This is a genomic window from Exiguobacterium sp. 8A (assembly GCF_902506275.1).
GTDB classification, from domain to species: Bacteria; Bacillota; Bacilli; order Exiguobacteriales; family Exiguobacteriaceae; genus Exiguobacterium; species Exiguobacterium profundum.
This window is the reverse complement of record NZ_LR733630.1, coordinates 1,364,247-1,391,244: the sequence shown is the minus strand read 5'-3', so window position 1 is coordinate 1,391,244 and position 26,998 is coordinate 1,364,247. Positions and strand designations below refer to the sequence as shown.

The following is a 26,998-nucleotide window of genomic DNA, read 5'->3' as shown; positions in this document are numbered from 1 at the left end:
GTTTTTGTCATACCTTGAATTGGCGAATCAGTGAATCAAGTTCTTCCATCTTTTGTTGCGACTGTTCCGTCGCATGATTCAACTCGGCGAAACGTTCGACGGACATCGTCACTTTTTCAGCGATTTCTTGCGTACCGAGTGCTCCGTTGTTGACGGTCGTCGCAACGTCTTGGATGACGCCGATCATGTTAGACGTCAATTGTTCGAGCTCCCCGGCAGCGGCGGCGAACTCGGTCGCAGTCGTTTCGAAGCGACCTGCGTCCTCGCTATATTGTCCGGCTGCCTCTTCAAGTTGGTCATAGTCTTTCAAGACGTTCGTGTCGAGGAAGTGGAGCATCTGTCCAGAGCTTTCATTCAAATGATCGACCGAATGAAGAACGGTCGTCGAGATGACTTGAATGCGTTCGACGGTCGCCCGGCTCGTTTCGGCGAGTTTTCGAATCTCGTCGGCGACGACGGCGAATCCACGTCCGGCCTCTCCGGCACGTGCCGCTTCGATCGAAGCATTGAGTGATAATAGGTTCGTCTGCGCGGCGATATCGAGGATGTCGTTCGTGAGCGTCGCGATCTCACGCACGGCTTTCGCATCTTGCATCGCTTTCTCCAAGTTCGTGCGTGTCGACTGTAGGACGCTGATGGCGTTCTCTTTCGCCTCTACCGCATGTGACTTGAGGGAGAGGGCGCGTTCATCGATTTGTCTCGCTTCGGTTTTCCGCTCATCGGCCATCGTCACGATGTGATGAATCGTCCGTTCCATATCCGAGGCGGAAGCGTTCATCTCTTGCGCGCTTGCGGCCGTCTGTTGCATACCGGCGGTCAAGTCTTCAGTCGTCGCAGCGGTCGTCGTCATATATGTGTCGAGTTCTTTCAACTCTTCATACATATGAGTAGATTGCTTCGTCACTCCTGTCGTCACGTCGTTCACTTGAAGAATCAACTGACGCAAGTTGGCGATGAACTGGTTGAAGTCACGTGCGAGTCCGGCGAACTCGTCACGGCGCTTCACAGGAATCGATGTCGTCAAATCGCCATCGCTCGTGGCGAGCTCATGCATCTTCGTCTTGAACTCTTTGAGCGGCTCAAAGATGGAGCGGAAGATGAAGAGCATCATGAGGATCGTCATGACAGCGGCGACGCCGAGCACGATGAAGAGCGTCATCTGAACTTGCTCAAACATCTTAGCTGCTGCGGCGGTGTCCGATTGAATCGCTTCGCGGTTCAAGTTGACGAGAAGACCGAGAGAGTTCGAAAGCGTATCGGCACTTGCGGTTGCCGTATCGCGAATATACGCTTCTGCGGCCTCTGTACCGTCTTCATTTGAAATACGAATGAGTTCATTCATGACCGTTTGGAAGTTATCCCAATTCGCACGGGCTTCATCGAAGAGCTGTTGATCTTCTTCCATGATAATCGTCGCTTCATAGCCGTCCATCCGTTGTTCCAAAATGGCGACGGATGCTTGAATGTCCCGTTCGATGTTTTGTTTCGTCACGGCGTCATCCACGAGAGCGTGACGAATCAAATGACGACGGATTTCGAGCAGTTGCTTATCGACTTGATGAATCTGGTCCATGCCTGGCACCCAGGAAACGGTCATGTCTTCTTGAGCTGCTTTTGATGCGTTCAAGGCATACCAAGAGTAACCGCTTACACCGAGAAGCAGCACAAACATGATGCTAAACGCAGTGATGAGTTTATTCCGAATCGACATACGATTCCTCCTTACGAATCTTTTCTACCATTAGCATAATCAGAATCGCACATCGACCGTATAGCTGATTTCGAAAGCGGGTCAATATTCGGAGAAGATTTCCCTAGTTTCTCAAAAAGGAGACATTTTCTCACAAGATAGATTTCCTTTTTTGTCTTATGAAAAAGTGGTATGATAATGAACGATGTATTGAAAACTGTTGGAGGTGGGAATTTTGGCTCGTATTACAGAAGCTGAAGTTCGGCACGTCGCCGGACTTGCCCGACTTGCGATCACGGATGAAGAAGTGACGCACTTCACGGAGCAATTGACAAAAATTCTCGAGTTCGCCGAGCAACTCGATGAGCTGGATACAACGGGCGTCGAACCGACGACCCATGCCCTAGATTTGAAAAACGTACTACGCAAAGACGAGGTCCGTCCATCGCTTCCACGTGAGGAAGTCGAACGGATGGCACCTGACTGGGAGAACGGTCAAGTCCGTGTCCCTGCGGTCTTTGAGTAAGGAGGCCTTTCATGAGTTTATTTGACCACGGTGTAGCGAAACTGCATACGTTATTAAAAGAAGGCGAAGTCACGGTCACGGACCTCGTCAAAGAGTCGTTCGAGCGCATCGAAGCGACGGATGATCAAATCGGTGCGTTTTTGACGCTCAATGAGGATGCGTTTGAGCAAGCGAAGCGCATGGATGAGCTCGCAAAAACGTCAGACAACCCGCTCTTCGGCATGCCGATCGGTGTGAAAGACAACATCGTCACAAAAGGGATGCGGACGACATGTGCCTCGACGTTCCTTGAGAACTTCGTCCCTGCACACGATGCGACGGTCGTCGAGCGTCTTCATGACGCCGGTGCCGTCACAATCGGAAAGTTGAACATGGACGAGTTTGCGATGGGTTCATCAAACGAGAACTCGGCGTTCAAGCCTGTCCGTAACCCGTGGGATCCGACTCGTGTACCAGGAGGTTCTTCAGGCGGTTCAGCAGCATCGGTCGCAGCTGGGCAAGTCCTCTTCAGCCTCGGTTCGGATACGGGTGGTTCGATTCGTCAACCAGCCGCATATTGTGGTGTCGTTGGGATGAAGCCGACATACGGTCTCGTCTCACGTTTCGGTCTCGTCGCCTTCGCGTCGTCACTTGACCAAATCGGCCCGCTCACGCGCACGGTCGAAGACAATGCTTACTTATTGAATACGATTGCGGGTCATTGCGACATGGACTCGACGTCAGCCGAGGTCGAGGTGCCGGACTATACGGCAGCGCTCAACCAGGATTTGACGGGCATGAAGTTCGCACTTCCGGAAGAGTTCATGGCAGAAGGTGTCGCACCTGGCGTCCGTGAACAGATTGAAAAAGCAATCGAGACGCTCAAGTCTCTCGGTGCGACAATCGAGACGGTTTCGATTCCGTCTGTGAAGTATGCCCTCTCGGCGTACTACTTGCTCGCGTCGTCAGAAGCCTCTTCGAACTTGGCTCGTTTCGACGGTATCCGTTACGGACGTCGTGCCGAAGCGGACACGCTCGACGAAGTGTTCACGTATTCGCGTGAACAAGGGTTCGGGGACGAGGTCAAACGCCGGATCATGCTCGGGACTTATGCCCTCAGCTCTGGTTACTATGATGCGTTCTACAAGAAAGCCCAACAAGTCCGTACCCTCATGAAGCAGGACTTCGCGAAAGTGTTCGAAGAGTATGATGCCATCGTAGGACCAACTGCTCCGACGACAGCTTTCAAACTCGGCGAACAGCTCGACGATCCGCTCACGATGTATGCGAACGATATCATGACGATTCCGGTCAACTTGGTCGGTATCCCGGCCATCTCGGTCCCGGCAGGTCTTTCAGAAGGACTTCCGGTCGGTCTTCAAATTATCGGGAACTACTTTGATGAATCAACACTTTACCGCGTGGCCCATGCTTTTGAACAAGCAAACGGCGGTTTCAAGATGCCACAGCTCTAAGGAGGACGTACGATGAACTTTGAAACGATCATCGGGATCGAGGTGCACGCCGAGCTGAGCACGAAGTCGAAGATTTGGTGTGGCTGCTCACGCACTTACGGTGCCGAAACGAATACACAGACGTGTCCGATTTGTCTCGGACACCCGGGCGTCTTGCCTAAATTGAACGAAGAAGCGGTCAACCTCGCCATCAAAGCGGCAATGGCACTCAACTGTGAGATTGCGACAGATACGAAGTTCGACCGCAAGAACTACTTCTACCCTGACACGCCGAAAGCGTATCAAATCTCGCAGTTTGATAAGCCGATCGGTTCAAACGGTCACGTCGACGTCGAAGTCGACGGAGAGATGAAACGATTCCGCATCGAGCGCGTGCACTTGGAAGAAGATGCCGGGAAGATGAACCACACGGGCGAGAAGCACTCGGTCGTCGACTTCAACCGGACCGGTTCACCACTCATCGAGATTGTCAGTGAGGCAGACATGCGCTCACCGAAAGATGCGGTCGCGTATCTCGAGCGTTTGAAAGAAGTCCTCTCGTTCGCTGGCGTCTCGGACGTCAAGATGGAGGAGGGGTCACTTCGCTGTGACTGTAACATCTCGGTCCGTCCATTCGGGCAGGAGAAGTTCGGTACGAAGACAGAGCTCAAGAACTTGAACTCGTTCTCAAACGTCTTAAAGGCACTCGACTATGAAGAGACGCGTCATCGCAAATTGCTTCTTTCAGGTGGCGTCATGCGTCAAGAGACGCTCCGTTACGACGAAGCGGCGAAAAAGACGATTCTCATGCGTGTCAAAGAAGGGGCAGCGGACTACCGTTACTTCCCAGAACCGGACCTCGTCCGTCTCGAAATCGATGAGGCATGGAAAGAGCGCATCCGCGCGACGATTCCTGAGATGCCGGCAGCTCGTCGTGAACGCTACATGAGCCAATACGGTCTCTCGGCATACGACGCAAAAGCCCTCACGTCAACGCGTGAGTTCTCGGACTTCTTCGAAGCGACGACAGCGGCCGGTGCGGAGCCGAAAGCGGCAGCGAACTGGCTCATGGGTGAAGTGCTCGGTCACTTGAACAAGTCGGATGAAACGGTCGAGACGATGAAGTTGACACCGGAATCACTCGCCGAGCTTATCCGCTTGATCGCAGAAGGGACGATTTCATCGAAAATCGCGAAGCGTGTCTTCACGGCGATGATGGAAGAAGGCGCTGAGCCGAAAGCGTATGTGGAAGCGAACGGACTCGCCCAAATCTCGGACGAGAACTTGCTCCGTGGCTACATCCTCGAATTGTTCGAGGCGCATCCGCAAATGATCGAAGACTTCAAGAACGGGAAAGACCGTGCGAAAGGCTTCATCATCGGCCAAATCATGAAACAGACGAAAGGGATGGCGAACCCGGCACTCCTCGATGGCTTGTTCCACGAAGAGATCGCAAAACGCTAAGCAGGCGGCGAGACACTTGTGTCTCGCTTTTCGCTCGAGTTGAGCATAGGGGAGAGAATCAATATGCAACGGAAACGTGCGCGGGTCATTTATAACCCGACATCTGGTAAAGAAGTGATCAAACGGGAACTCCCGTACATTTTGAACCGCCTCGAGGATGCGGGTTATGAGACGTCGACGTATGCGACGAAAGCGATTGGTGATGCCACGCTCGAAGCAAAACGGGCCTCAGCGGCCGAGTTCGACCTCATCATCGCCGCAGGCGGAGACGGGACATTGAACGAAGTCATCTCGGGGCTCGCCCCGCTAGAGAATCGTCCGACAATCGGACTCATTCCGGTCGGGACGACGAACGACTTTGCCCGGGCGATGCGGATCCCACTAAGTGTGGTCGGTGCACTCGACGTCATCTGTGACGGATTCGAGATGCCGGTCGACCTTGGGGAAATCGAAGGCGAGAAAGGTGACATCCACTATTTCATCAATATCGCCGGTGGCGGCATCATGACCGAGCTCTCGTATGAGGTGCCATCGAAGTTGAAGACAGCACTCGGACAGCTCGCCTATTACGTGAAAGGGATGGAGAAACTGCCTCTCATCAAACCGACGTATATCGAGCTCGAACACGATGAAGGAACGTTCCAAGGCGAGGTCATGGTCTTCCTCACATCGAACTCGAACTCGGTCGGTGGATTTGAAAAAATCTCACCACATGCGTCGTTGAATGACGGGTTGTTCGATCTGTTCATTTTACGGAAATGTAACTTGTTCGAATTCATCCATGTCGTCCGTTTACTCCTTCGGGGTGAGCACTTATCAAGCTCACTCGTCGAGCATGTGAAGACGAGCCGCGTCCGGATGAAGACGACCGAGCCGATGAGTCTCAACATCGACGGTGAGTACGGCGGGGAATGCACAGGTGAAATGCGGAACTTATTCCGTCACTTGACGGTGCTCGCACCGAACGCCCGAATTCGCGAGATGGAAGATTTGAATGCACAATATGAACGCGAACAGATGATCAAGCAATTGTTCAATGTTTCGCTCGATAAAGCAGAGTGAAAAGATAGGAATGACGACATCTGTCATTCCTATTTGCAATGGAAGGAGCATTCGTATGCTACCAGTGAAAAAGAATGATCGTCTCGACGTCCACGTCCACGACTTGACCCATGAAGGGGCGGGTGTGGCACGTGTCGACGGCTATACGCTGTTCGTCCCGAACGCGTTACCGGGTGAGACGGTCGAAATCGTCGTGACGAAGACGAACAAGCAGTATGGGTTCGCCCGATTGTTGAACGTGAAAGAAGCGAGCGCCGACCGCGTCGAGCCACCGTGCCCGATTTTTTATCAGTGTGGCGGCTGTCAGCTGCAACACTTCAGTTATGAAGGACAACTTCGCCAGAAACGAGAACGTGTCGTCGATGCGCTCAAGCGTCTTGGTCAGTTCGACGTGCCGGTCCATGACACGATCGGGATGCCAGAACCTTGGCGCTACCGCAACAAGGCGCAAGTCCCGTTCAAACAAGAAGGAGACCGTCTCGTTTCAGGCTTCTATCGTCCTCGTTCCCATGATATCGTCGAGATGAGCGAATGTTTGATTCAAGATGAGCGCAATGATCAGGCGATCCAAGTCGTCCGTGATGTGTTGGATGCTCGCGGTGTGCCGGCGTATGACGAGAAGACAGGACGTGGGGTCATCCGTCACGTCATGGCCCGTTACGGGTACCATTCGGGTGAACTCATGATCGTCCTTATCACGAAGACGACGAAATTAAAAGGCGTGAATGAGATCGTCGCCGATATCGTCGAGCGTCTCCCAGACGTGACATCGATCATGCAAAACGTCAACCCGGACAAGACGAACGTCATCCTCGGAGCGACGAACAAGTTGCTCTATGGTCATGAGACGATTGAGGATAAAATCGCAGGACTCACATTCACGATTTCTCCGCACTCGTTCTTCCAAGTCAACCCGGTCCAAACGGAGAAGTTGTACGGGAAAGCGCTGGAGTACGCACAACTGTCAGGTACGGAACAAGTCGTCGATGCCTATTGCGGCATCGGGACGATCAGTCTGTTCCTTGCTCGGAAAGCAGCGCATGTGTACGGTGTTGAAGTCGTACCGGAAGCGATTGAGGATGCGAAACAGAATGCGCTCGTCAATGAGATCGATAATGTGACGTACGCATGTGGTGCAGCGGAAGATGTGCTTCCACAGTGGAAGAAAGATGGCGTGAATCCGGACGTCATCGTCGTCGACCCACCACGTAAAGGATGTGCCGAGTCGTTCCTCGAGACGATGGTCGAGATGGGACCGAAGCGAATCGTATACGTCTCCTGTAACGTCGCAACACAAGCGCGCGATATGCGTTACCTCGCCGACCGTGGCTATAGATTGATGGAAGTGACACCGGTCGACATGTTCCCACATACGGCGCATATAGAAACTGTATCGTACATGGAAAAGATATAATTAAAAGTCCCACTTAAGGCTCATTTCTCTGTCCTTAATGGTGACGCGCTCAACAAGTGATGCAATTAGCATACGTTTTTCATCGGTGGTCGAGTTCTCCCAGTCAAAATAGGGGAGCTTAGCCACCGTGTTTTTAATTTTATCTAAGTCTATAGAGTAATCCTCTAGTTCTAATTCTCCTAACGCTTCCTCGATTGCCTGTTTTTTCAGTTGCAGGTGTCCTACTTTTTCTCCAATCATTCCGTACTCGATTTTTCCTAGGCTGTATAAGTCAATGAGCTTACTGATTTGTTCGTTAACTGCACTAAGCTGTTTCCTCAAATTCTCGATATCGTTATTGGGGTTACTTCGACCGTTCTTAATACTCTCTGATTCTACGTTATGTGGAGTAAGAGACTTGATCCGGTCAATGACATACTCTTCGAGGATGTCTTTTCGAATTTCACATTGGGAGCAGTGTTCAACAGCTTTCATGTGAGTGGCAGCAGACTTTTGACTCGCGTAGCAACGATAGTATCGTGCGTAGGTACCATCCTTACGTTTGGCTCCAGTTCGTCCGGCCACACGTGACCCACATTGTCCACAGTAAGTGAGTCCAGACAGGAGATAGCTTCTCGCAAAAGGGTTCGTCTTGCTCGTCTTCTTCTTCATCATCGATTGGACCATGTCGAAGTCTTCTTTAGTGATCAACGTCTTATGAAGTCCCGGATATAGTTTGTCCTTGAACGTCAGCATCCCGTAGTAAATAGGGTTCGATAGTACCTTCCGACATGTGGATTCGTACTTAAGGACACCAGGATATTTAAGACCGATATAATCAAAAATCTGTTTGACACCTTTCCCATTCAAATACTCCCGATAAATCTCTTTCACGCACTGCGCCTCAATAGGATTGATAATTAACTCACCGTCAATATAGTCATACCCAAAGACCACACGCTTAGCACCGCCCCCGTGATACAAGCCTGCCTTGGCTCGTTGTTCTCTACCCATCAAAGAGCGTTCCTTGATCTGTTCTCGTTCCAATTGAGCAAATACCGAGAGAATACCAATCATTGCTCTGCCGAATGGCGTAGACGTGTCGAAGGATTCGTTCATACTCACAAAGTCTACCTTGTTTTTTAGCAAGACATCCTCGATCAGATGCAGGGTGTCCTTTTGTGAGCGACTTAATCGATCTAGTTTATAGACTGTCACGATATCAACATCGTTTGATTCAATCGCTCTGATTAGCTTTTGTAAAGCTGGGCGTTCTGTATTAGCACCTGAGTAACCCGGATCAATGTAAATACCCTGAATAATATATCCTCTCGCCTTTGCATACGCTTCTAGCTTCTCTTGCTGTGCTTCCACCGAGTAACCTTCATTCGCTTGTTCCTGGGTCGATACCCGTACGTAGAGCGCGGCCCGTTTCTGAATCATAGCAATCGCCTCCTTCTCACTATCACTATATTCCATCTCGAAAACAAGAACAATAGTTCGTTAAATTAAGTGGAAGCGTTTCAAATTCGATATTCAGAGCATCTCATTATTGAAATTCATGTTGAATTCTATCGAGTAAAATTGAATGCTGAACTAATTTATATAAGTGGAGGTCAACTCAGATGAGATTTTCAAAGGACAGTTTTGTCAAAAATCCGATTATCACGGTTTTGGGAGCGGGATTATTAATCGTGTGTCTTATTACATGTATCCAATGGGTATCAGGCGAGATCAGAGAAGAACGAGAAATTGTCGCCTTAGAAAACGATGCGAATAAGAAATTAGAGAAAGTTGGTTATGGGATGAGCGAGGATGAAGTGGTATCGGTTCTCGGTAAGGTTCATAGTTCCACCCAATATGAAATAGACGAGAAACTCTATAAAATTCTCACATATGCTATCGAGGAAAAGTCGACATACCATTTGCGAATTATCTTGGTTGATGGGCGGGTGGATTCTAAGGAATTGGTTCATAGTTAGTAGTAACATTGGCGCCACTCTGAATTCAGTGATTAACGTTGTATCAATCCATATTTGAAAACATTTGGAATGGAATTTCACTTACAATACTATGAGTTTTACATATAATTCTTAGGAGGCGTTCATGGTGAGTTTTTATGAAAGAACATGGTTTATTATCCTAATGTTGATTTTTATTTTCCCTGTCGGATTGTATCTAATGTGGAAGTATAAAAAATTCAACAAAGTAGTACGGATCATTATCACTGTCATATGTGTGATTGCATTAATTGATAATATATTTGGAGAATCAAACGCTGGGAATACTAGTGTAAAAGAATCTACAACTGCAGAAACTGAGGCGAATGAATCGACTACTAAAAAAGTGGATGACAGTGAGAAGAAAAATAAAGAAAATTCTGAAGACGATAAATTAGAGCAAGAACAGACTGAAAAGGAAGAACAGAAGCGGTTAGAAGAACTTGAGAAGGATAAAGCTAAGGCTGAAAAGGAAGAACAGAAGCGGTTGGAGACAATCGAAAAAGAGAAAAAAGATAAAGAGCGGGAGCAGGCAGAGAAAAAGAAGGCAGATCAAGAAAAGAGAAAGAAAGAAAAAGAGGAGATTGCCTTAAAAGAGAACATGTTTGATGAACAACTCGAATTACAGGTTCAAGAATATGCAAAAGGACTTAAATTGATTAGTGAGTTTTTCATTTTTGTGGGTGATAATCCTCAATTGATGAATACAAGCGAGTACAGAAAATCAACTGATGAAATGATTGCTATGCTTAACCGCATGTTAACTAGTGCTAATAATTTAGAAGCCCCAAAATCGAAACAGGATGTCAAAAAAGATTATCAAGACATAATTACTACAACTCTTCATGCAGTTGATTTATTTGTAAGTGGCGGAAAAACTTATGATATGACCCAAATGGAAGAAGGAGCAATGAAGATGCAAGAAGTTAATGAAAAAATTGAATCTTTCGTTGATAAAGTTAACTAGAATCGCTATTTCTATTTGAATAATGATTGTACTCAAAAACCACCCTCTCGGGTGGTTTTTTTGTTTGCGCTACTATTGTTTTTTAGAACTTGAAATCCGGTGGCGACATGACGGCTACGAGCTTACCAATGACTCGAACGTCTTCGGCGGCTTCGTTGATAAACATCTGGGACTTGTATTCTGGGTTTGTACTACTCGGTTGAAGGACGATTCCATCCTCTAGTATTGCCACGCGTTTTAATGTTGCGTCGTTACCGTTGCAAATGACTGCGGCGACTTCACCTGATTCTACACGATCTGTTTTTGCAAGAATGGCGTAAAAACCATCAGGGATTATTTTATTCATCGAATCTCCACGAACAATAAGACCAAACAATTTATCTTTCCCATACTTGTTGACCAGTCGATCACCAATCTCTGTATCGGTCAGATTCTCGATAGCCTCTAGCGGAACTCCAGCAGATATACTTCCATACACAGGAATCTTATGCTTGGCTACTCCAATGTTCGTGATCGCCTCCGGGGGGAGGGGGGGGCCTTGACCGTGGGCGGTATACTTATTATCTGACACGAAATAACTAGTTGGTAATTTAAAAAATTCTGCGATTTCGGCGACTTTACCCATTCTAGGGGCAGCCCTACCTTTTTCCCATGCCGATACGGTAGTTGTGCCAACACCTAACTTTTCGGCTAACTCGCCTTGTGTCAAATTGTATTGTAGCCGTTTCTCTTTGATCCTACTTCCGATGCTATCTTTCAATTCCTCATCTTTATACACTTCTTTCACCTCCTAACCGACAATTAATTATAAATCAATTGCACCAAAATGTAATTCAATCATTATTAAAAAAGAACAAAGAACTATTTTGTATAATTAAATTGCAATTAAGTGTTGACTATTGCAATTTAATTGATTATTATGATGTCAAGGAGGTGAAACAAGTGAGACGTTTTACCATGAGACAAGCGCGACTTATGGCCGGACTGAAGCAACAAGAAGTGGCTGATAAACTAGGCTTATCCTTGAATGGGTATAGAAACATCGAAAATTACGAATCGAAGTTTCGCGTAGATACAGCCTACCAGTTCGCTGAAATCGTGGGATTAGATATAAAAGAGGTTATTTTTTTTAGAGATGATTGCAATTTAATTGCACTTTAGGTTTTTGCACAAATAATTATAGGAGGCGCACCATGAATCAGTTGGTTAAGACGTTTGAAGGTCAGAACGTGCGAATTGCCGGAACATCAGATAATCCTTTATTTGTTTTATCAGATGTATGTAAGGTACTCGAAATTGGTAATCCTAGTCAGGTGAAAGTTCGACTTGAGGAACACCTCATTACAAATGAGGTGTTCCAAACTGCAACCGGAGCTAAGTTAATGACAGTCATCAACGAGGACGGACTATACGACGTCATCTTGGACAGTCGCAAACCACAGGCTAAGCGATTCCGAAAGTGGGTGACGTCGGAAGTCCTCCCATCGATCCGTAAGCACGGCGCATATATGACGCCGGACAAAATCGAGGAGGTGTTGCTGAATCCGGACACGATTATCAAGCTGGCTCAGAACTTGAAAGACGAGCAGGAGAAACGATTGGAAGCTGAACGAATCATCGTTGAACAGCAACCCCTCGTCGAATTCGCGAACACGATTGCGAACGACAAGCGAGGCATTTTGATTCGGGACTTCGCGAAGGTCATCAGTAAGCAAGGACTTTCCATCGGAGAGAAGCGTTTGTTTCAGTGGATGCGACATCGTGGGTACCTCATGCGAAACAACAGACCGTATCAGCGCTACGTTGAAATGGGAGTGCTAGAGCTCATCGAGCGTCCAATCGTTCGCACAGAAGGCACAGAGATCAAGTTCACGCCACGGATCACAGGCAAGGGTCAGGAATACTTCTTCAACAAGTTGCGTGAGGAGTATCAACTGGTTAGCGTGTGATGACCCGAAAGGAGGCACGGGGATGGGATACAAGGACGTTGTATTATTAGTGTTTGTATTAACGGTGTTAATACTTTTAGCACTAGCGATGTTTGAACAAGAAATAAAAATGGCTATGCGAAAGCGGAGAATTCCGACCCAAACGTATAGGGTATTCGTGACCGGAAATTACAAGGGATCTTTCATCGGTGAAGGTGACGCTAAAGTACCTATCAACTTTCAATTCGAAGACGGAATACGTGTAGAAAGTTTAGCTAAAGCCAATCCAAGTCACGACATCTACATGAAGGCGAAGATTGACCCGAAGACATGGGAAGTCCTCTCAGTCGAAGGCTACACATTGAAACCCCAGGAGGAAGCGGAATGAGTGAACAACAAAAAGCCCCTGCTGGAACAGAGGCTTCAGATAATTTAGTCAAAAAAATAGATGTAATTGAATCGATTGCTAGACTGTTAGATTCTGCAAATAATCTGATTGAAGCAACGACCGATTACACGTTAGAAGTTCGTTTGGTTAAAAAAACTAATCCTTGATGTTTAAGGTGAAGTTGATTTCTTCGTTACAAACTGGACATCTTTGTTTGCCTGGTTTGATTGAGATAAGAGATTTACAGTGCGGACATTCAATATCGTAGGATTTGTTTTGCACTGCATGAATTGTTTTTTCTCTTAATTGTTTCTCCAGGTCTCTTGAAAATTTTCTCATATCAGATTTGCTTCCTAAATTATATTTGTTTTTCATGTTTTCACCTCCCTTCTAATTATGATTCTACTTTATAAATGGAAAATAAAGGCGAGGAAAATAAAAAACGGATCGAACAAAAGGAGAATGAAAAATGACGAACATCAAAACTGATTTAACGAACGTATCCACCAAAGATTTGAGTGAGGAGTTAGCTAAGCGCACCGGAGTTCGAACTCGTGTTGTGGATGTTGATTCAAAAGTGATTTTGTTTGAAGGTGCGGAGCAAGAAGTAATTTCCGGACCGGCAATCGTTATCATCAATCAAGACTGAGGAGGAAGCGGAATGAGTGAACAATTGAATCAAGAATTGACAGGTGGAAAGTTGAAAAGTTGGCAACGAAGTCGACAGGAAATCGAGGAGGAAGAGCGTGAACGTGTTGATGGGTTGGTCGAGTCCATCAAAGAGATGGACATTCCATGGCGGCATGCTCTCCAAATGTTGACTAAGGTGACAGATACCATTGAAGAATATGAGCGGCGACGGATCAAGCGACTTGATCAACAAACGGCAATGATTACCGAAATTAAAGATTTGTTGTTAGAGGCTAATCGTTTGACGCTTAAGAATTCAAATAACGCTCGTCGTTTAAAAGTATCGGTTGTCTCAAATGACGAGAATGAAAGAATCATTATCGAATTACCGTTAGCAACACTGAATGAGGCACTCCAACAGAAAGCCCCTGCTGGAACAGAGGCTGACTAAATCACTGATTTCGATTTTTTTCCTTATGAATTTCTTTGCAACAGAAACCACAACCGTCAAATTCTTTTTTGTAAGGTTTGACCGAAAATGCATCTAAAAACTTCGCGTTTTCTAGAGCTTCTTCAGGGCTGGTTGCGCCAGGGATTTCAACCATCTCATCAGGCTTATGCGAACAGGCATATGTGTGAATTTCATGCTTTCCATGTTCAGCCGGATTTGGATTATAACCGTATTTACTCATACTCTCACCTCCCTTCACTGGGAGGCTAGCACAACATTTGGTAAATAAATTTCAAAAATAGCAGATTAGGAGGTCAAAGTATGAAACCGCATACAATTGTGATGCACCCGTCACTCACGAAGGCTAGCGAGGTGCAAGTGAAAACGCATAGTGGTACGGAAGTACGCTTTATCAACTTTGAAGAAAAAGGTTATCTCGAGATGATTGTTGATGATGAATTAGGCGAACGTGCATCTGTCTTGATGAACGTAGCGGACATTGACGAGGTATGTAAGGCGATGTGGATTTGTGCAGAGACTGCTGAAAGTGGTGGGGAGGTTGAGGAATATGGGACGGAAGAAAGATAATTTTGAAGCCTTGGGGTACACATTTCGAGAATTTCGTAAGGACGGTACAGAAGTTGACACGAGCAAGCCTTTGTATATCCCAGCGGAAAAGACATGCGAGGTCATGAGCATTCTTAATCCGGGCATGAAGTTTGTACCTTGTGAGGATGAGAAGGCAGAAAAAGTGAAATAAAAAAGACCGGTGGCAAGTCCGGTCCCGAAAGGAGAATACATGTCATGCAGGATATCATACACGACGTGGAGATCGAAATCATCAAGCGTCATCTAGCACATGGTCGCTCGGGAGTCGATCACCTAGTGTCCCTGGTCTTTATCGACGAGGAACAACTGAGAAAATTTGATATTTGGAAACAGTATATCACATGTATGTCCGAGTTGCGAGATGTCGACAAGTTGTGTCGCTGTGCTTTAACACTTTCTAGCGTTGATTTTGCAAAACATTACCGTTTTGTCGACTGGGAAAGAGCCGTCGAGTTCGCGCTGATTTCATTGGCACGTTCAAAACGGATGTCCGAAGGGCTGTATCTCTTACGGATGGACCGAATCTATCAAACGGAACAGGAGGGGATGAAATGAGGGGTTATCTGATCGGTAGCATGTCGCCTTATTACGAGGTGGAACGTGAACACGACGAGATGATGTCGTGGGAGGAAGAGCAGGACTATATCCGTGAGATTGAGGAGGCTGAATGATGACGATGGTCACAATCGCAAACACAAGCACCATGACTCGCCAAGAGTGGTTGGAGCTACGCAAGAAAGGAATTGGCGGCAGTGATGCTTCTGCCGTCGTCGGACTCAACAAGTATAAATCTCCATTCATGTTGTTCCTAGAGAAGACCGGGCAGGTCGAAGCAGACGAAATTTTCGAAACGGATGAGGATGGCGCCTTCATCAGTGGGAGCGAGGCGGCATACTTCGGGACAAAGGATGAGGCGGCTGTAGCAGCTGAATTCTCCTTACGTACAAAATTGAAGGTTCGGCGTGATAACCGCATGATGGCCCACAAAGATCACCCTTGGATGATTGCCAATATTGACCGCCGAGTCGTAGGGACGAACGAAATCTTGGAATGCAAGATTGCAAGTGAATATCTGAAAGGCGAGTGGGAGGGTGATGATCTTCCGCAAGAATACTACATCCAAGGGATGCACTATCTCGCTGTGACAGGCGCAGAAGCTGTATGGTTTGCCGTCAAGATTGGTGGAAACAAGTTCGTCTACAAACGAATTGAACGTGACGAGGACGTTATCGAGAACTTGATCGCCATCGAGAAAGACTTCTGGGAGAACCATGTCATGACAGGGAACGCGCCTGATATTGACGGCTCAGATGCCTCGACAGGCTTCTTGAAGGCACTTTATCCAGTCGGAGAGACAGGGGCAGAAATCGAGCTTCCTGACGATGCTGAACCACTGATTGAACAGTATCACAATGCGAGTGAGCAACTTGATCTGTACAAGAAGCAGAAGGCAGAGGCGGAGAACAAGCTAAAGGCATTAGTTGGGGAGGCTGAGATTGGTCTCGCACAGAGTCATCTCGTCGAATGGAAGACGGTGAAGGCACGCGAGATGCTCGACAGCAAGGCATTACGAGCCGAGCACCCTGACATCTATACCAAATTCGTCAAAGTCGGGAAGCCGACACGACGTTTCGCAATCAAGGAGGCTAAATAAGCATGGCAAAAGTAGCAGACGTAAAAAATCAACTCGCGAACCGTGCATCACAGGCACCGGCTCAGACACAACATCCCGAGAAGATGCTGAAGGCACTCATCAACGACAACTATAAAGCGATCCAGTCTCTTGTTCCAAAGCACGTCACACCGGAGCGATTGGCACGGTTGGCCATCAACGCGGCGACAAGGAACCCGAAGCTGTTCGACTGTGACCAGGCGACATTGATTGGCGCCATCGTTAACTGTGCGGCCCTCGGTCTGGAGCCAAACCTTATTGGGCACGCCTATATCATACCGTTCTACAACAGAAAGACGAAGAAGATGGAGGCACAGTTCCAAATCGGATATAAAGGGGCCATCGATTTATCTAGACGTTCGGGCGAATTGAAACAGATTTATGCCCACGAGGTCTATGAAGGAGACGAATTCGACTATTCATATGGACTCAACAAGGATTTGCATCATATCCCTTGTGGTGAATCAAATCCGGACAAGGTGACTCATGTCTATGCGGTCTATCACCTCAAGGACGGCGGAAATGATTTCGTTGTGATGAATAGGGAGCAGATTGAAATGCATCGGGACCGGTTCACGAAATCAAAACACGAAGGTAAGGTAACCGGTACGTGGATAGAACATTTCGTCGAGATGGCGAAGAAGACGGTCATCATTCGACTTCTCAAGACGGCACCACTATCCATCGAACGGGATGACGGGAACGTCCAACACCTCGCTGAGCTCATCAACACGGACAATAGCATCTCTCGTGTACGTGAATCGACAGTGACGAGTCAGGCGGTCATCGACGCCACGTATGCCGAGCCGGAGCCGGTCGAGCAGGAAGCTGAAGTGATTGAACCGGAACCCGAACCAAGCGAACCGCCACCTGTGACGAAAGATGATCTCCCGTTCTGATGTGGCTGCGTCTCCACTACCTGAGGGACGGGCGTCCGGAGACGATGGTCTTCTATGCCCGTTCCAACGAGGACATCCACGACCTGATGGAGGAGTTGTCGGCAGAGTACCAGCGTTATGAGAAATGGAGTGAGTGAGATGGGACAGGGACGTATCAACCGTGTCCGGAAAGAAAGTAACTTCGTGATGATGGATAAAGGTTTTTTGCAAAGCCCGTCACTATCAGCGAAAGCTAAAGGATTGTTGGCGTATATTCTGAGTCTGCCGAACGATTGGATTCTATACAAATCAGAATTAACTAGACATTTCACAGATGGTAAGGATTCCATTCGTACGGCTCTTAAAGAGCTTGAATCAAAAGGATATATCACGCAGGAAGAGATTCGAGACGAAAAGGGGAGGATCATGCATCACAACATCACTGTTTATGAGCATCCTATCCATTGCGGATTTACCGCAACGGATAACCCGCAACGGATAACCCGCAGCGGTAAACCCGCCACTACTAATAATAATAGTACTAATAATGATTTAACTAATAATGACTTAACTGAGAGAGAGACTCTCTCTGAAAGTCTGGTGAACCATTATCAGAATCAATATGGAAATATTCCTGCCACTGTCGTGACTGCGATGGAGAAGTTCCTCGACAAGGGATTCGAGGCTGAACTCATCATGGAGGCAATCAACGTTGCCGTCGAGAAAGCAAAGCGCTGGGATTATGCTGCAGGCATTCTCCGTAAACTCGAAAACGAGCACAACGTGAAAACGCTCGAAGGATATGAACGTCTCGTCCAACAGAAGAAGCAACGGACCGGGAACACCTCAACCCATCAGAAGGTACCCGACTGGCTGGAGAAGGACGAGCAGGAACAACGGATCTACGAGAAGCAGAAGACCGAGGAACTGATGAGTGACGTCCCAACGGATGAGGAGCTCATGAGGCAGTTGCGAGAGCTAAGAGGCACAAGGGAGGCGACAGGATGAAACTCAATGTTTATTTGAAAAGTGGAGAGAAATTAGAGCTACGTTATCCAAAAAGGAAGTCGAGTGAAACCGAACCAGGCTTGATCAAAGACGAAGAATCATTTGAATCATTTATACGTGACGTTGATGCATTAAATAGACTGGAAGAAATGGCGAAAGTTGCGGAATTCATCGTGTTAGGAAATCGTCTGAAACAAATGACTATCCGAATAGAAGATATCGAAGGTTACGAACTTACGGCTTGGAATTACCCAATCGAACCGTTTCAGGAGGCAAAACGATGACGTGCAAGTGTGGGCAAAAGGCAGAAGTACAGCAACCAAACATCTTTGGAGAAATCGAGGATTTGTGCCGGGACTGTTTTAACAGTCTTGGACACCCTGAGGTAAAAACAGAATTCGAAGATGGATTGTTCGAAGCACTAAACATTACTGAACGAAAAGGAGACACGGCGACATGTTGAATTTTGTACACGGAAACTTATACAGCACAGCTCTAGAACTTTCTCGAAAGTTCACAACGAAAAATGAAATCAGACCGGTTTTGAACTACGTGCATCATACAAACGATGGGCGGATGGAAGCGACGGACTCACACCGGGCTATCATGTTCCACGACATCCATGGGTTCGAGAAAGATTATTTAGTTCATCCGAAGACATTCAATATCGCGACTGGTGATTTTCCGGAACTACCTAAGCTATTTGAAAACACAGGCTATGAACATGTCGTCACACTCTCGAAAGAGCAAATCATGTTATGGCTCCAATTGTTCCGTTCGATCAATAACACATTGAGAACAATGAAAGTCGGTCAACGTACGGATTCGAATAAGCCGGTCCATCTTCATTTCAAACAAGACTACGTGAATGTAACTTTAGCCGGTCTAGATGTAAGTATGAAACTGCCTGCATCCGTCCTCAAACCAGGATTCGAACCGATTGCAGTAAATGCAGAATTCATCCGTGACACGATGGAGGTTTTCTCAAAGATGGAGACTCAAGAGATTCAGATACGGTTACACGGAGCTTTGCGGCCAATTCTTTTCGAGGACAAAGGGAAAATTGAAATCCTTGTGTTGCCGATCCGTGGGGGTTATCCGATTGAGGAGGCTGAGGAATGAAAATTGACGCTGAATATACAGAAGAAATCACATGCCCTTATTGCGGTTATGCTCCGGGTGATTCGTGGGAGAGGGCCGATTCAGATAGGGACTATTGCGAGAATTGTGATAAAGAATTTTTCTATGAAAGAAACGTGGCGGTCACATATAGCTCTCAAAAGATTGAGGAGTGCGAATGATGAAAGGAGAATGAGCATGCACGCTCAAAAATGGGCCACATCGCTTCAAGACGCGAAACGGTACTACGAGTATCGGGACGTCATCGTCGAAGCCATAGCGAGGCACAGACGCACCGGAAAAGCCACCTGGTTCCATCACCACAGCGGACGACGTATCTACGTTAGCGACCGCTGCTACTACCTCCTCGCAGGCAGTGACGAACCGGTCCAGGCAGAGATGACGCAGGCAATCACCGAGCTCTTGCGCGGTGGATGGGAACGGGTGATCAACCATGGCACGGAAAAAGCAACGCATTCGCTATAAGGGAACGCGCGAAGAGTGGCTGACACGGATGGACGAGGGGCACCGCTGTACCCTCTTCATCCCGGCCGGCGAGCAACACGAAATCCAAAAACTCGTCAAGGAAGGATGGGAACGACGTGAATACAGAACTGTTGGCCCGACGAAAGGTAAAGCATGAGCGCGCATTGAGACGCGCGAAGAACGAGAAGGAGCGCTCTAAGGCGCAACGTGAGCTTCAAGAACTCGTGCCTCATATCATCCGGCTCACATTCGAGGAGAAGCTCGCGTACAACAAAGAAGTACGTCGGCTATTGGCTAAGAAACTCGGGATACCGAAGAAGGGGGCGAGGAAGTGAGACGCAAGGAGTTGCGACACATCGCCTCTAAAGGGTTCGGCTGGTATTGCTCGTGCGGGGCATGTCGGGCAGAACATAAGTCTAACAAACAAGCCAAGAACCGCTTGTTCCGAAGACGGATGAGACAGAGAGATCGAATGAAAGGGGCAGAAGAATGACGCTCGAACAGTTGAAACATAGAATCGCCTTGTTACCCACGCATACACAAGACGAAATCGTGAAGGCGTATACCGAGATGCGAGACATCGCAACAGACTACATCGATAAAAGTATCGATAAGATGCATGCCCTTTCGACTGAGAACATCGAATTGATTGGTGAGAACGCAAGGCTCGAGTCTAAGATTAAAGAACTAGAATCTGTCATCGGCATAGGGTGGCCGGCGCAACTCGAAGGCAACAAACCATACCGCCTTTATCTGAACGGCGAATATTACGGCTCAGGAGGGTTTGCGTATATGGTCGAGCTCATGCACGAATGGGTTGTGGTCCGTGATTGCTATGGGGCAAGTAAGGTTGAGTTTGAGATTAGGGAGGCGGAGAAGTGGAGAAACCAAAAAACATGAAAAAAGCGAGTGATGCTATAAAGTTTTTAATGTTTATCGCGCTGTTCACATTTACTGTTGTCTCGGCATTCTCAAGTGAATGGATCATGGCAGGCTTGGGAATTTTGGTGATAATAGTTCTTCGGTTGCTACCGTATAGGCACAACAAGCGCGAACTTATGTTTCAGATGATTTGGATAATTATCGGAGTCGTCAGTTCAGTCCTCACGGCGCTCATCTTGGCGTATTTGTCTTATTAAACTATGAATTGGGGAGTGAAGGGAATGGATTTTAAAAACAAAACGTCGAAAGAACTGAACATAGATCGTGCTGGAAAATGGATTGCGATTTACCTGTTTATACTCGGACTCGGATTGCTAACGGCAGCGACAGTCAAACTGATTATGTGGATGTTTTAAGGAGGAATAACATTGAAAAAATCATTACGTTCAATCATTGCTATCACATTACTCACGGTCATTCTTGCGGGATGTACAGAGGCGGATGTGGTATCCGACAACCTGTCCAAGTCAGCGGATTCATTCGAGGTGGAGCGACGCGTCGTGTTCTTCAACGGCATCACAGACAACTATCTCCTTACCATCGAAGGGCTTTGCTCGATTTACGAAGACGGCAAGCAACTTGAGGTATCCTGCAAGACTGGCAAGGAGGAATACAAGAAGCATTTCTTAGGACTCAGTGACAACGTCAGCTATTTTGTCGAACAGACGGACGCCAAATACGAAGACGCCTTCCATTACAAGGTTCTCTTCCGCCCAGAGCAAATCATCCCGGACATCGAACTACAGACGAGCGAATGATAGGAGCGTGGATCATATGAACGCGATGAGAACGTTGGAATTGATACAGAAGTACAACGAATGCCCAGTGTGTGGTAGCAACAAGGTTGGGAATGGCGCAGGAAAGTTGATCGTGGAAGAGGAGAAGTTCTATCGTTCATGCAAATGCGGTTGGGAAGTAGAAACAGACGAATATGGAAATGAAGTGCACTACAACTAATGACCGATGAATAGGGGGCGGATCAATATGGATATGAGCAAATTCGAGAAGATTGACGGAGAAAAAGCTTTAATTTTACTTGCTGAGGGTCAAAAAATATTTACCGCCAAAGGTGAAGCTTGTTATATTGACAAGCAAACGAAAAACGTAATGATGAATTGGGGTGTATATACGGAAGGTGTAGACGTCTCACTAGAAGATGTTTTCCGTATCCAATGGTACATCCCTAAACCCTTCGATGTGCGACAAGCGATGCGAGAACGCCCGAATGAGTGGGTGGGGGCTTACTACGATGACGAACTTGAACAAATTGAACAGCCTTGGTTAAAGGTTGGGTTTGACCCAGAACGAGTGATGGTTGTGAAAGCTCATCACACCTTCAGGGGGAAGCCTTCTAGGGTAATTTCCCCCGCTGATCAGTTGCATCACTACACACCTTCGCCGAAGGATTTGAATAAGTGTATACCAATCGAGGACGTACCCGAGGAGGGGACAATCTACGGAATGAAAACAAGCGTAGCTATTTGTGACGAGGAGACGACACAATGACAAAACCAAAGTGGATGGAACTGAAACAGGAACATGTTAAGGAATTCGCCAAAATGATTAAGAGAAGCGTAGGGAAACGAGGAAAGGATGAAACAAAAACATATTCGACTCTTGATAAAAAAAGTATTGAAAAAGAAGTCGAAGAGTGGGCGAAAAAAATAGAGTCAAAAGAAAAGGAAATATCGAGTTTGTCGAATGATGATATTCTCAAAGATTCGTATGGACATTGGATGGCGCAATCTTTCCCCAATCTAGATACAGGATACGAAAACTTAAGTTTGGATACGGGAGAAGTGATAATCCCAATTTCCACGAAAATTTTAAACCTTACTACACAGGAGGAAAAGAATATGAATAATCATGAAAAAACTATCGGACGTGTGGCGTTAGAACGATTACTCAATAATGAACGTATCTACGATGAAACTGGAGTAGGATATCAGTTATCAGAACACGTAAACCACCCGTTCTTATATGTTTGCGTTGATCAGCATAATATCGTTCAAGACGATGCGGAGTTCGCCAATCCATTAGCCCTTCATGAAGTGTTTAAAAAGCACTGGTACGTCGAGAAAGAAATGAGTGAACACTTAAAAGCGGTTGTAGAACAATTCAAAAAATCTGAGAAATTAGCTAAGGCGATGACCGAACAAGGATTGTTATATGATCATGTTGTTATCGGAGATGAGGACCATAAAGAGTTCTTTGATCACTTAAACAATTTAACCGTTGAAGAAAAAGCAGAATTCACGAAAATTCTAGAAGATTCGAATTACAGAGTTCCATTTAAGGTCAATTACAGCGTTAAACGATTCCATGGGATGAAAATCGCTGGGCAAGACAAGCTCTTCACGGAAAAGGACTTGGAACAACGCGGATAACCAGTAAAAAGGAGCGTGCATGCGATGGAACAGATGAAGTGGACCGAGACGCGCGTCAAGGATGACAAACGCCTGCGGAAGCGCGTGGATGAGCTCTTGCAACGCTATTATCGTTTGCCGTTGCTCATCCAGCAGGCGGAGGAGACGATCAACGGAGGACCGGAGTATCTACCGCCGTCCTCTTTGGTCGTGAATTACACCCCTAGCGAGGTCCAGAACAACCCGCACCCGATGAAGGAGCAGCAACACCATGATTATGCGGTCAAACAGGCGAAGAAGGAGTTGGTCGTACTCAAGAACGAGTTCGGGAAGCTCCATGCGATCCGCTTCTATCTCTCGCAAGACGAGCTCACGGTGTGGGACGAGAAGTATAACCGACGCTTCGTCCGCGACACTCATGTCATCGACCGTCTAGGTTGGGGGAACGAGCGGTATTATAAGGCACTGGACGGTCTCAGAGGGCAGATCGCCGATGTGTTCCGTCTCTGGTAGCGGTTTCAAAAAAGAATTCTGACTGTTCCGTTTTTGAACAACCATTTTATCCCTTTCCTTGTATAATATTTTGGACATCCGAATGGATGATCATCCCAAGGAAGGGGAATTACATATGTACAAGACTTGGAACAAAGCACTCGCCGTCGTCGTGACGTTGACGATGGTCATCTCGCTATTCGCGGGAATCCCGCCGAAAGCACAGGCGGAAGAGAGCAACACGTACGAGGCGTTACCCGCACCACCTATGATTATGCCGATGGCCGTGAATCCGGACTATCCGCAGATGGAAAAGCCTTATGTTGAACCATATTTGATGGAGGACGGAAAAGGGAGCCTGTATGTTGAATGGGATGAAGTGGAAGGTGCTGAGAAGTATCAAGTAATTCTATTCAACGGGTCCTACCACAGTTATTGGGATACTCCAGCCGACCAACCTTATTTCTCAACAGCCGGCAAAGGAATGTTCCCTACTGCAGAACAGTTGGAAGCTGGTCAAGTCGATTTCAGACGTGATGGCACTGGGACAGATTTTGCGGTGAATCCGCAAGCGTTATATCAAAAGGCGTATGAGAAGAATGGTGGGTTAAACTATTCGACCTCGAACAAATACTATGTCCGCGTGACTGCAGTGATGCAGGAAGGTGCGTATCCGATTTCTTATGCGACAGAGGTGGATCTCTCGACAGAAAAACCAGATGTACCTGTAGATCAACTTGATCCAGTAGCTCAAGTTCAGGCGGAGGCCTTTATTAGTAGTACGGAGGAAGGATTTGAGATTACTAATGAAAATGAAATGACAGATTTGCTTGGAAATGAGAATTATTCAATCATTCAGGAAAATGTCACTGTTGCAAATAATTTGTTACGTGATATTTCGGTTGAGGATTACCTCACTGAAGTTGATGAAACTGACAATAGCATTATAGTTGTTGATCCATATGAAATAACTCCATTTGGAGTTGGAGTGACTAAGCTTAAATTTTATTTTTGGGGTATAAGAGTGTACCTCTCAAAATACACACTTACATCTACAGGAGGAGCCTTGACTATGTTGGGTATTGCTAATGCTAAACATTTACTTGGCACTGTCGCAGCGATAGTAGGAGTTCCATTGCAAATGGTACGACATGGAATAAGATTTGATTTATTTTACGCTGCGACTATGAATTGGAAAGTGAAGTTTGTCAGGAATGTAAGGTGGCAATAAAATGTCTTTTTGGGAAAGGACAATAAAAAAGTTTTTTAATCCATATTTGGAGCCAAAAGACATATTGTTTACTCTGATAGTCCTAGTTTTTTATCAATACTGTGTATATACAGATAATCAGTTTTTATCACACGTGGTTACACGCACAACCATATTGGTGGTATTCATAATTTATATGAGATATCTAATTGCATATCGGACAAAGCAAAAACGGAAAAGCGAAAACACCAGGTAAAAAACAGAAGGAAAACAGAAGGATTTCAGAAGAGTTTTGTCCGGAATCCCGTGTATAGTGAGTAATATAGGCAAGACCAACAAAACAATCTAACGCAGAGAGGCGCTCCTTAGGGGCGTCTTTTTTGTCGTTTGAATCGTGAGGGGCTGGCAGACATGAGCCGTGCGGACAGCCTCCTTCCCCTCCTGTTTCAGCCCCTTGCGATTGAGATGACAAAACGGGAAGGATGGTGGTGAACATGCCGTGAATAAACTGACAGCCAAACAGGAGAAGTTCGTCCTGAATGTCGTATCTGGCATGAGCCAACGGGCCGCTTATCGTGACGCCTATCCGAACAGCAAGATGAAAGATAGTGTTGTAGACGTTAAGGCTTCTGAATTATTGAAAAGCGGTAAGGTAAAGGTAAGGTACGACGAGTTGATGCAGGAGGCACGTAAGGACTCAATCTGGACGCTTGAGAAGTCCGTTGATAGCCTTTATTTCATGATGGAGCAAGCGAAGGAGGACATCCTTTCTCAAGGTGTACGCCAAGCGAATAGTAACGCATTCATCGCCTCAGTTAAAGAACTGAACACGTTGATGAACATCTACGAGCAATCTAAGCTCCAAAATGAATACCTTAAAGCGAAATTGGAGTTGCTCAAATCAGATAACGATGATCTAGGATTGCTGAAAGAATTGATGAGAATCACTATGGAAGATTAGGGGGGTGGTCACATGTCTTCAATCATTTTTGGCGAGAAACAGAAACGTTTAATCAAACTGCCTTTTGATGTCACGCTGGAAGTGAGTGAAGGTACGTAGACGCCTCGATCTGGCAAGACGACAGCGGGTATTTTTCGAATGGCACGCTTTTATCTGGAGACAGAAGATGAGAACCATCTGCTGGTCGGATATAACCAGGAACAAGCGTATCGCCTTTTCATCGAAGGTGACGGGTTCGGGTTGAAAAATATCTTTGGTCGATACGCGAAAGTCAGTCATGACGAGAACGGCGATCATCTACAAATCAGAACGCCGAAAGGAATACGGAAAATATTCTATAAAGGTGGCGGGAAAAGCGACAGTCACAAGGCCATTACAGGTATGTCTCTCGGATCGGTCGTGTTCTTAGAAATCAACTTATTACACATAGATATGATCCAAGAGTGTTTTCGACGAACCTTTGCAGCAAAGAATCGTTATCATCTGGCTGACTTGAACCCGCCCGCTCCGAACCATCCGATTATCAAAGAGGTATTTGAGGTTCAAAAGACACGCTGGACGCATTGGACGATACACGACAATCCAATTTTGACTGAGGAACGTAAGAAAGAAATTTACGATACGCTTTCAAAAAATCCATACTTGTTTGCCCGGGATTGGGAAGGAAAACGTGTCATGCCGGAAGGTGTCATTTACGCGATGTTCTCGATGACGGACCATATCAAACCTCATCTTGAAGGAAGACCGGTCGAGATGTATTTTACCGCTGACGGCGGACAGAGCGACGCGACATCCTGTAGCTGTAACATCGTCACAGAGAGTCGAGGAGCGGACGGGAAGTACGTCTATAAGCTGAACCGTGTCGCCCACTTCTATCACAGCGGGAAGGAGACGAAACAAGCGCGCGCCATGTCAGAGTATGCAAGAGACATCGACGAATTCATCCGATGGTGCACGGACCAGTTCAGCATGAACTATACACGTATCTATGTGGACCCGGCTTGTCGCTCGTTACGTGAAGAATTGAGGTTGATCGGGAGACCGACGGAGAAGGCAGACAATAACGCAAGGGACATCAAAGGTAGCTCGAAAGGAATCGAGGTCGGGATTGAGCGTTTACAGAACGCGATATCGGACGGCCTTTTTTGTTTGGTCGAACGTTCGGACGAACGATATGACCACGACAATCTGATCCGTGAGCTGGGCATGTACGTTCGAGACAAGAACGGGAAGCCGATTGACGATTGGAACCACGCGCTAGATGAGGCGAGATATGCCAATAACTATTTTTATAAACGATATGTCGCGAGAGGGGTGTAAGGA

Annotated in this window: 41 protein-coding genes and 1 pseudogene; 37 read left to right on the top strand and 5 right to left on the bottom strand. The window is 46.8% G+C overall.

The window, feature by feature from the left end; all coding sequences use genetic code 11:
- Window positions 1-7: 7 nt before the first annotated feature.
- Window positions 8-1,711, bottom strand: a complete 1,704-nt coding sequence (locus tag GVY42_RS07260) for a methyl-accepting chemotaxis protein (RefSeq protein WP_159562775.1) — start codon at window positions 1,709-1,711, stop codon at window positions 8-10.
- Between the two features lie 214 nt (window positions 1,712-1,925).
- On the opposite strand from GVY42_RS07260, the gene gatC reads away from it, so the two are divergent.
- The 5 genes from gatC (at window position 1,926) to rlmD (ending at window position 7,589) form a co-directional block, all read left to right on the top strand.
- The gene (gene gatC, locus GVY42_RS07255; protein WP_012727041.1) at window positions 1,926-2,216 is read left to right on the top strand and encodes an Asp-tRNA(Asn)/Glu-tRNA(Gln) amidotransferase subunit GatC; all 291 of its coding nucleotides are present in this window, start codon (window positions 1,926-1,928) and stop codon (window positions 2,214-2,216) included.
- Between the two features lie 11 nt (window positions 2,217-2,227).
- Window positions 2,228-3,670 (top strand): Asp-tRNA(Asn)/Glu-tRNA(Gln) amidotransferase subunit GatA, encoded by a 1,443-nt coding sequence (gatA, locus tag GVY42_RS07250; protein ID WP_159562774.1) that lies wholly within the window; start codon window positions 2,228-2,230, stop codon window positions 3,668-3,670.
- 12 nt (window positions 3,671-3,682) lie between these two features.
- Window positions 3,683-5,113: an Asp-tRNA(Asn)/Glu-tRNA(Gln) amidotransferase subunit GatB gene (gene gatB / locus GVY42_RS07245; RefSeq protein ID WP_012727039.1), complete on the top strand. Its 1,431-nt coding sequence runs from the start codon at window positions 3,683-3,685 to the stop codon at window positions 5,111-5,113.
- A gap of 63 nt (window positions 5,114-5,176) precedes the next feature.
- Window positions 5,177-6,175, top strand: a complete 999-nt coding sequence (locus GVY42_RS07240) for a diacylglycerol kinase (RefSeq protein WP_012727038.1) — start codon at window positions 5,177-5,179, stop codon at window positions 6,173-6,175.
- 55 nt (window positions 6,176-6,230) lie between these two features.
- Window positions 6,231-7,589 carry a 23S rRNA (uracil(1939)-C(5))-methyltransferase RlmD gene (gene rlmD, locus GVY42_RS07235; RefSeq protein ID WP_159562773.1) on the top strand — a complete coding sequence of 453 codons (1,359 nt, stop codon included), beginning with the start codon at window positions 6,231-6,233 and terminating at the stop codon, window positions 7,587-7,589.
- On the opposite strand, the gene GVY42_RS07230 is transcribed toward rlmD, so the two are convergent.
- Window positions 7,590-9,011, bottom strand: a complete 1,422-nt coding sequence (locus GVY42_RS07230) for a recombinase family protein (protein ID WP_159562772.1) — start codon at window positions 9,009-9,011, stop codon at window positions 7,590-7,592.
- Between the two features lie 182 nt (window positions 9,012-9,193).
- On the opposite strand from GVY42_RS07230, the gene GVY42_RS07225 reads away from it, so the two are divergent.
- Window positions 9,194-9,550 (top strand): hypothetical protein, encoded by a 357-nt coding sequence (locus tag GVY42_RS07225; protein WP_159562771.1) that lies wholly within the window; start codon window positions 9,194-9,196, stop codon window positions 9,548-9,550.
- Between the two features lie 127 nt (window positions 9,551-9,677).
- On the top strand, window positions 9,678-10,535 hold the full coding sequence (locus tag GVY42_RS07220) for an O-antigen polymerase (protein WP_159562770.1): 858 nt from the start codon (window positions 9,678-9,680) through the stop codon (window positions 10,533-10,535).
- A gap of 82 nt (window positions 10,536-10,617) precedes the next feature.
- Here the strand turns inward: GVY42_RS07220 and GVY42_RS07215 are convergent, their stop codons facing one another.
- Window positions 10,618-11,313: a LexA family transcriptional regulator gene (locus tag GVY42_RS07215; RefSeq protein ID WP_159562769.1), complete on the bottom strand. Its 696-nt coding sequence runs from the start codon at window positions 11,311-11,313 to the stop codon at window positions 10,618-10,620.
- A gap of 164 nt (window positions 11,314-11,477) precedes the next feature.
- On the opposite strand from GVY42_RS07215, the gene GVY42_RS07210 reads away from it, so the two are divergent.
- The 4 genes from GVY42_RS07210 to GVY42_RS07195 are packed head-to-tail and all read left to right on the top strand — an operon-like array spanning window position 11,478 to window position 13,018.
- Window positions 11,478-11,696, top strand: a complete 219-nt coding sequence (locus GVY42_RS07210; protein ID WP_201302249.1) for a helix-turn-helix transcriptional regulator — start codon at window positions 11,478-11,480, stop codon at window positions 11,694-11,696.
- Window positions 11,697-11,728: 32 nt separating this feature from the next.
- Entirely contained in the window at window positions 11,729-12,484 is a 756-nt protein-coding gene (locus GVY42_RS07205; protein WP_159562768.1) for a phage antirepressor KilAC domain-containing protein, read from the top strand.
- 22 nt (window positions 12,485-12,506) lie between these two features.
- Window positions 12,507-12,851: a hypothetical protein gene (locus tag GVY42_RS07200; protein ID WP_159562767.1), complete on the top strand. Its 345-nt coding sequence runs from the start codon at window positions 12,507-12,509 to the stop codon at window positions 12,849-12,851.
- Window positions 12,848-13,018 (top strand): hypothetical protein, encoded by a 171-nt coding sequence (locus tag GVY42_RS07195; protein WP_159562766.1) that lies wholly within the window; start codon window positions 12,848-12,850, stop codon window positions 13,016-13,018. Before GVY42_RS07200 ends, GVY42_RS07195 begins: the two co-directional genes overlap by 4 nt.
- Here the strand turns inward: GVY42_RS07195 and GVY42_RS07190 are convergent.
- Complete coding sequence (locus GVY42_RS07190; protein WP_159562765.1) at window positions 13,008-13,226, bottom strand: hypothetical protein; 219 nt, start codon at window positions 13,224-13,226, stop codon at window positions 13,008-13,010. The two genes, GVY42_RS07195 and GVY42_RS07190, sit on opposite strands and share 11 nt — an antisense overlap.
- A gap of 94 nt (window positions 13,227-13,320) precedes the next feature.
- Here GVY42_RS07190 and GVY42_RS07185 point away from each other — a divergent pair, with 94 nt between their 5' ends.
- Window positions 13,321-13,500: a BC1881 family protein gene (locus GVY42_RS07185; RefSeq protein ID WP_159562764.1), complete on the top strand. Its 180-nt coding sequence runs from the start codon at window positions 13,321-13,323 to the stop codon at window positions 13,498-13,500.
- Between the two features lie 12 nt (window positions 13,501-13,512).
- Window positions 13,513-13,932, top strand: a complete 420-nt coding sequence (locus GVY42_RS07180) for a hypothetical protein (protein ID WP_159562763.1) — start codon at window positions 13,513-13,515, stop codon at window positions 13,930-13,932.
- Window position 13,933: 1 nt separating this feature from the next.
- On the opposite strand, the gene GVY42_RS07175 is transcribed toward GVY42_RS07180, so the two are convergent.
- The gene (locus GVY42_RS07175) at window positions 13,934-14,173 is read right to left on the bottom strand and encodes a hypothetical protein (protein ID WP_159562762.1); all 240 of its coding nucleotides are present in this window, start codon (window positions 14,171-14,173) and stop codon (window positions 13,934-13,936) included.
- An 80-nt stretch (window positions 14,174-14,253) separates the two neighbouring features.
- Between GVY42_RS07175 and GVY42_RS07170 the strand changes: the two genes are divergently transcribed.
- The 24 genes and pseudogenes from GVY42_RS07170 (at window position 14,254) to GVY42_RS07060 (ending at window position 26,995) form a co-directional block, all read left to right on the top strand.
- On the top strand, window positions 14,254-14,520 hold the full coding sequence (locus GVY42_RS07170) for a hypothetical protein (RefSeq protein ID WP_159562761.1): 267 nt from the start codon (window positions 14,254-14,256) through the stop codon (window positions 14,518-14,520).
- Window positions 14,501-14,692, top strand: a complete 192-nt coding sequence (locus GVY42_RS07165) for a hypothetical protein (RefSeq protein ID WP_159562760.1) — start codon at window positions 14,501-14,503, stop codon at window positions 14,690-14,692. Before GVY42_RS07170 ends, GVY42_RS07165 begins: the two co-directional genes overlap by 20 nt.
- A gap of 44 nt (window positions 14,693-14,736) precedes the next feature.
- Window positions 14,737-15,096: a hypothetical protein gene (locus GVY42_RS07160; protein WP_159562759.1), complete on the top strand. Its 360-nt coding sequence runs from the start codon at window positions 14,737-14,739 to the stop codon at window positions 15,094-15,096.
- A gap of 115 nt (window positions 15,097-15,211) precedes the next feature.
- Window positions 15,212-16,195 carry a YqaJ viral recombinase family protein gene (locus GVY42_RS07155; protein ID WP_159562758.1) on the top strand — a complete coding sequence of 328 codons (984 nt, stop codon included), beginning with the start codon at window positions 15,212-15,214 and terminating at the stop codon, window positions 16,193-16,195.
- A 2-nt stretch (window positions 16,196-16,197) separates the two neighbouring features.
- Window positions 16,198-17,112 carry a recombinase RecT gene (locus GVY42_RS07150; RefSeq protein ID WP_159562757.1) on the top strand — a complete coding sequence of 305 codons (915 nt, stop codon included), beginning with the start codon at window positions 16,198-16,200 and terminating at the stop codon, window positions 17,110-17,112.
- 138 nt (window positions 17,113-17,250) lie between these two features.
- Window positions 17,251-18,099 (top strand): helix-turn-helix domain-containing protein, encoded by an 849-nt coding sequence (locus GVY42_RS07145; protein ID WP_159562756.1) that lies wholly within the window; start codon window positions 17,251-17,253, stop codon window positions 18,097-18,099.
- A complete protein-coding gene (locus tag GVY42_RS07140; RefSeq protein WP_159562755.1) occupies window positions 18,096-18,383 on the top strand; it encodes a hypothetical protein in 288 nt (95 codons plus the stop codon). The genes GVY42_RS07145 and GVY42_RS07140 overlap by 4 nt, the downstream gene beginning before the upstream one ends.
- Window positions 18,380-18,562 carry a hypothetical protein gene (locus GVY42_RS07135; protein ID WP_159562754.1) on the top strand — a complete coding sequence of 61 codons (183 nt, stop codon included), beginning with the start codon at window positions 18,380-18,382 and terminating at the stop codon, window positions 18,560-18,562. Before GVY42_RS07140 ends, GVY42_RS07135 begins: the two co-directional genes overlap by 4 nt.
- The gene (locus tag GVY42_RS07130) at window positions 18,556-19,221 is read left to right on the top strand and encodes a hypothetical protein (protein WP_159562753.1); all 666 of its coding nucleotides are present in this window, start codon (window positions 18,556-18,558) and stop codon (window positions 19,219-19,221) included. The genes GVY42_RS07135 and GVY42_RS07130 overlap by 7 nt, the downstream gene beginning before the upstream one ends.
- Window positions 19,218-19,400, top strand: coding sequence for a hypothetical protein (locus GVY42_RS07125; protein ID WP_159562752.1), 183 nt, complete (start codon window positions 19,218-19,220; stop codon window positions 19,398-19,400). Before GVY42_RS07130 ends, GVY42_RS07125 begins: the two co-directional genes overlap by 4 nt.
- 16 nt (window positions 19,401-19,416) lie before the next feature.
- A complete protein-coding gene (locus tag GVY42_RS07120) occupies window positions 19,417-19,704 on the top strand; it encodes a hypothetical protein (RefSeq protein ID WP_159562751.1) in 288 nt (95 codons plus the stop codon).
- Entirely contained in the window at window positions 19,673-19,861 is a 189-nt protein-coding gene (locus GVY42_RS07115) for a hypothetical protein (protein WP_159562750.1), read from the top strand. The genes GVY42_RS07120 and GVY42_RS07115 overlap by 32 nt, the downstream gene beginning before the upstream one ends.
- A complete protein-coding gene (locus tag GVY42_RS07110; protein ID WP_159562749.1) occupies window positions 19,821-20,039 on the top strand; it encodes a hypothetical protein in 219 nt (72 codons plus the stop codon). Before GVY42_RS07115 ends, GVY42_RS07110 begins: the two co-directional genes overlap by 41 nt.
- 154 nt (window positions 20,040-20,193) lie before the next feature.
- Complete coding sequence (locus GVY42_RS07105) at window positions 20,194-20,604, top strand: hypothetical protein (RefSeq protein WP_159562747.1); 411 nt, start codon at window positions 20,194-20,196, stop codon at window positions 20,602-20,604.
- Entirely contained in the window at window positions 20,583-20,843 is a 261-nt protein-coding gene (locus GVY42_RS07100) for a hypothetical protein (protein WP_159565550.1), read from the top strand. Before GVY42_RS07105 ends, GVY42_RS07100 begins: the two co-directional genes overlap by 22 nt.
- A gap of 24 nt (window positions 20,844-20,867) precedes the next feature.
- Window positions 20,868-21,002, top strand: a complete 135-nt coding sequence (locus GVY42_RS16675; protein ID WP_256369428.1) for a hypothetical protein — start codon at window positions 20,868-20,870, stop codon at window positions 21,000-21,002.
- A 12-nt stretch (window positions 21,003-21,014) separates the two neighbouring features.
- Window positions 21,015-21,404 (top strand): hypothetical protein, encoded by a 390-nt coding sequence (locus GVY42_RS07095; protein ID WP_159562746.1) that lies wholly within the window; start codon window positions 21,015-21,017, stop codon window positions 21,402-21,404.
- A 16-nt stretch (window positions 21,405-21,420) separates the two neighbouring features.
- Window positions 21,421-21,603, top strand: coding sequence for a DUF3797 domain-containing protein (locus tag GVY42_RS07090; RefSeq protein ID WP_159562745.1), 183 nt, complete (start codon window positions 21,421-21,423; stop codon window positions 21,601-21,603).
- A 27-nt stretch (window positions 21,604-21,630) separates the two neighbouring features.
- On the top strand, window positions 21,631-22,152 hold the full coding sequence (locus GVY42_RS07085) for a hypothetical protein (protein WP_159562744.1): 522 nt from the start codon (window positions 21,631-21,633) through the stop codon (window positions 22,150-22,152).
- On the top strand, window positions 22,149-23,033 hold the full coding sequence (locus tag GVY42_RS07080; protein ID WP_159562743.1) for a hypothetical protein: 885 nt from the start codon (window positions 22,149-22,151) through the stop codon (window positions 23,031-23,033). The genes GVY42_RS07085 and GVY42_RS07080 overlap by 4 nt, the downstream gene beginning before the upstream one ends.
- Before the next feature lie 15 nt (window positions 23,034-23,048).
- Window positions 23,049-23,525 carry a hypothetical protein gene (locus tag GVY42_RS07075; protein ID WP_159565549.1) on the top strand — a complete coding sequence of 159 codons (477 nt, stop codon included), beginning with the start codon at window positions 23,049-23,051 and terminating at the stop codon, window positions 23,523-23,525.
- Window positions 23,526-23,640: 115 nt separating this feature from the next.
- Complete coding sequence (locus GVY42_RS07070; RefSeq protein WP_159562741.1) at window positions 23,641-24,735, top strand: hypothetical protein; 1,095 nt, start codon at window positions 23,641-23,643, stop codon at window positions 24,733-24,735.
- Between the two features lie 478 nt (window positions 24,736-25,213).
- Window positions 25,214-25,675: a terminase small subunit gene (locus tag GVY42_RS07065; RefSeq protein WP_159562740.1), complete on the top strand. Its 462-nt coding sequence runs from the start codon at window positions 25,214-25,216 to the stop codon at window positions 25,673-25,675.
- Window positions 25,676-25,687: 12 nt separating this feature from the next.
- Window positions 25,688-26,995: pseudogene (locus GVY42_RS07060) on the top strand (PBSX family phage terminase large subunit).
- Window positions 26,996-26,998 lie beyond the last annotated feature (3 nt).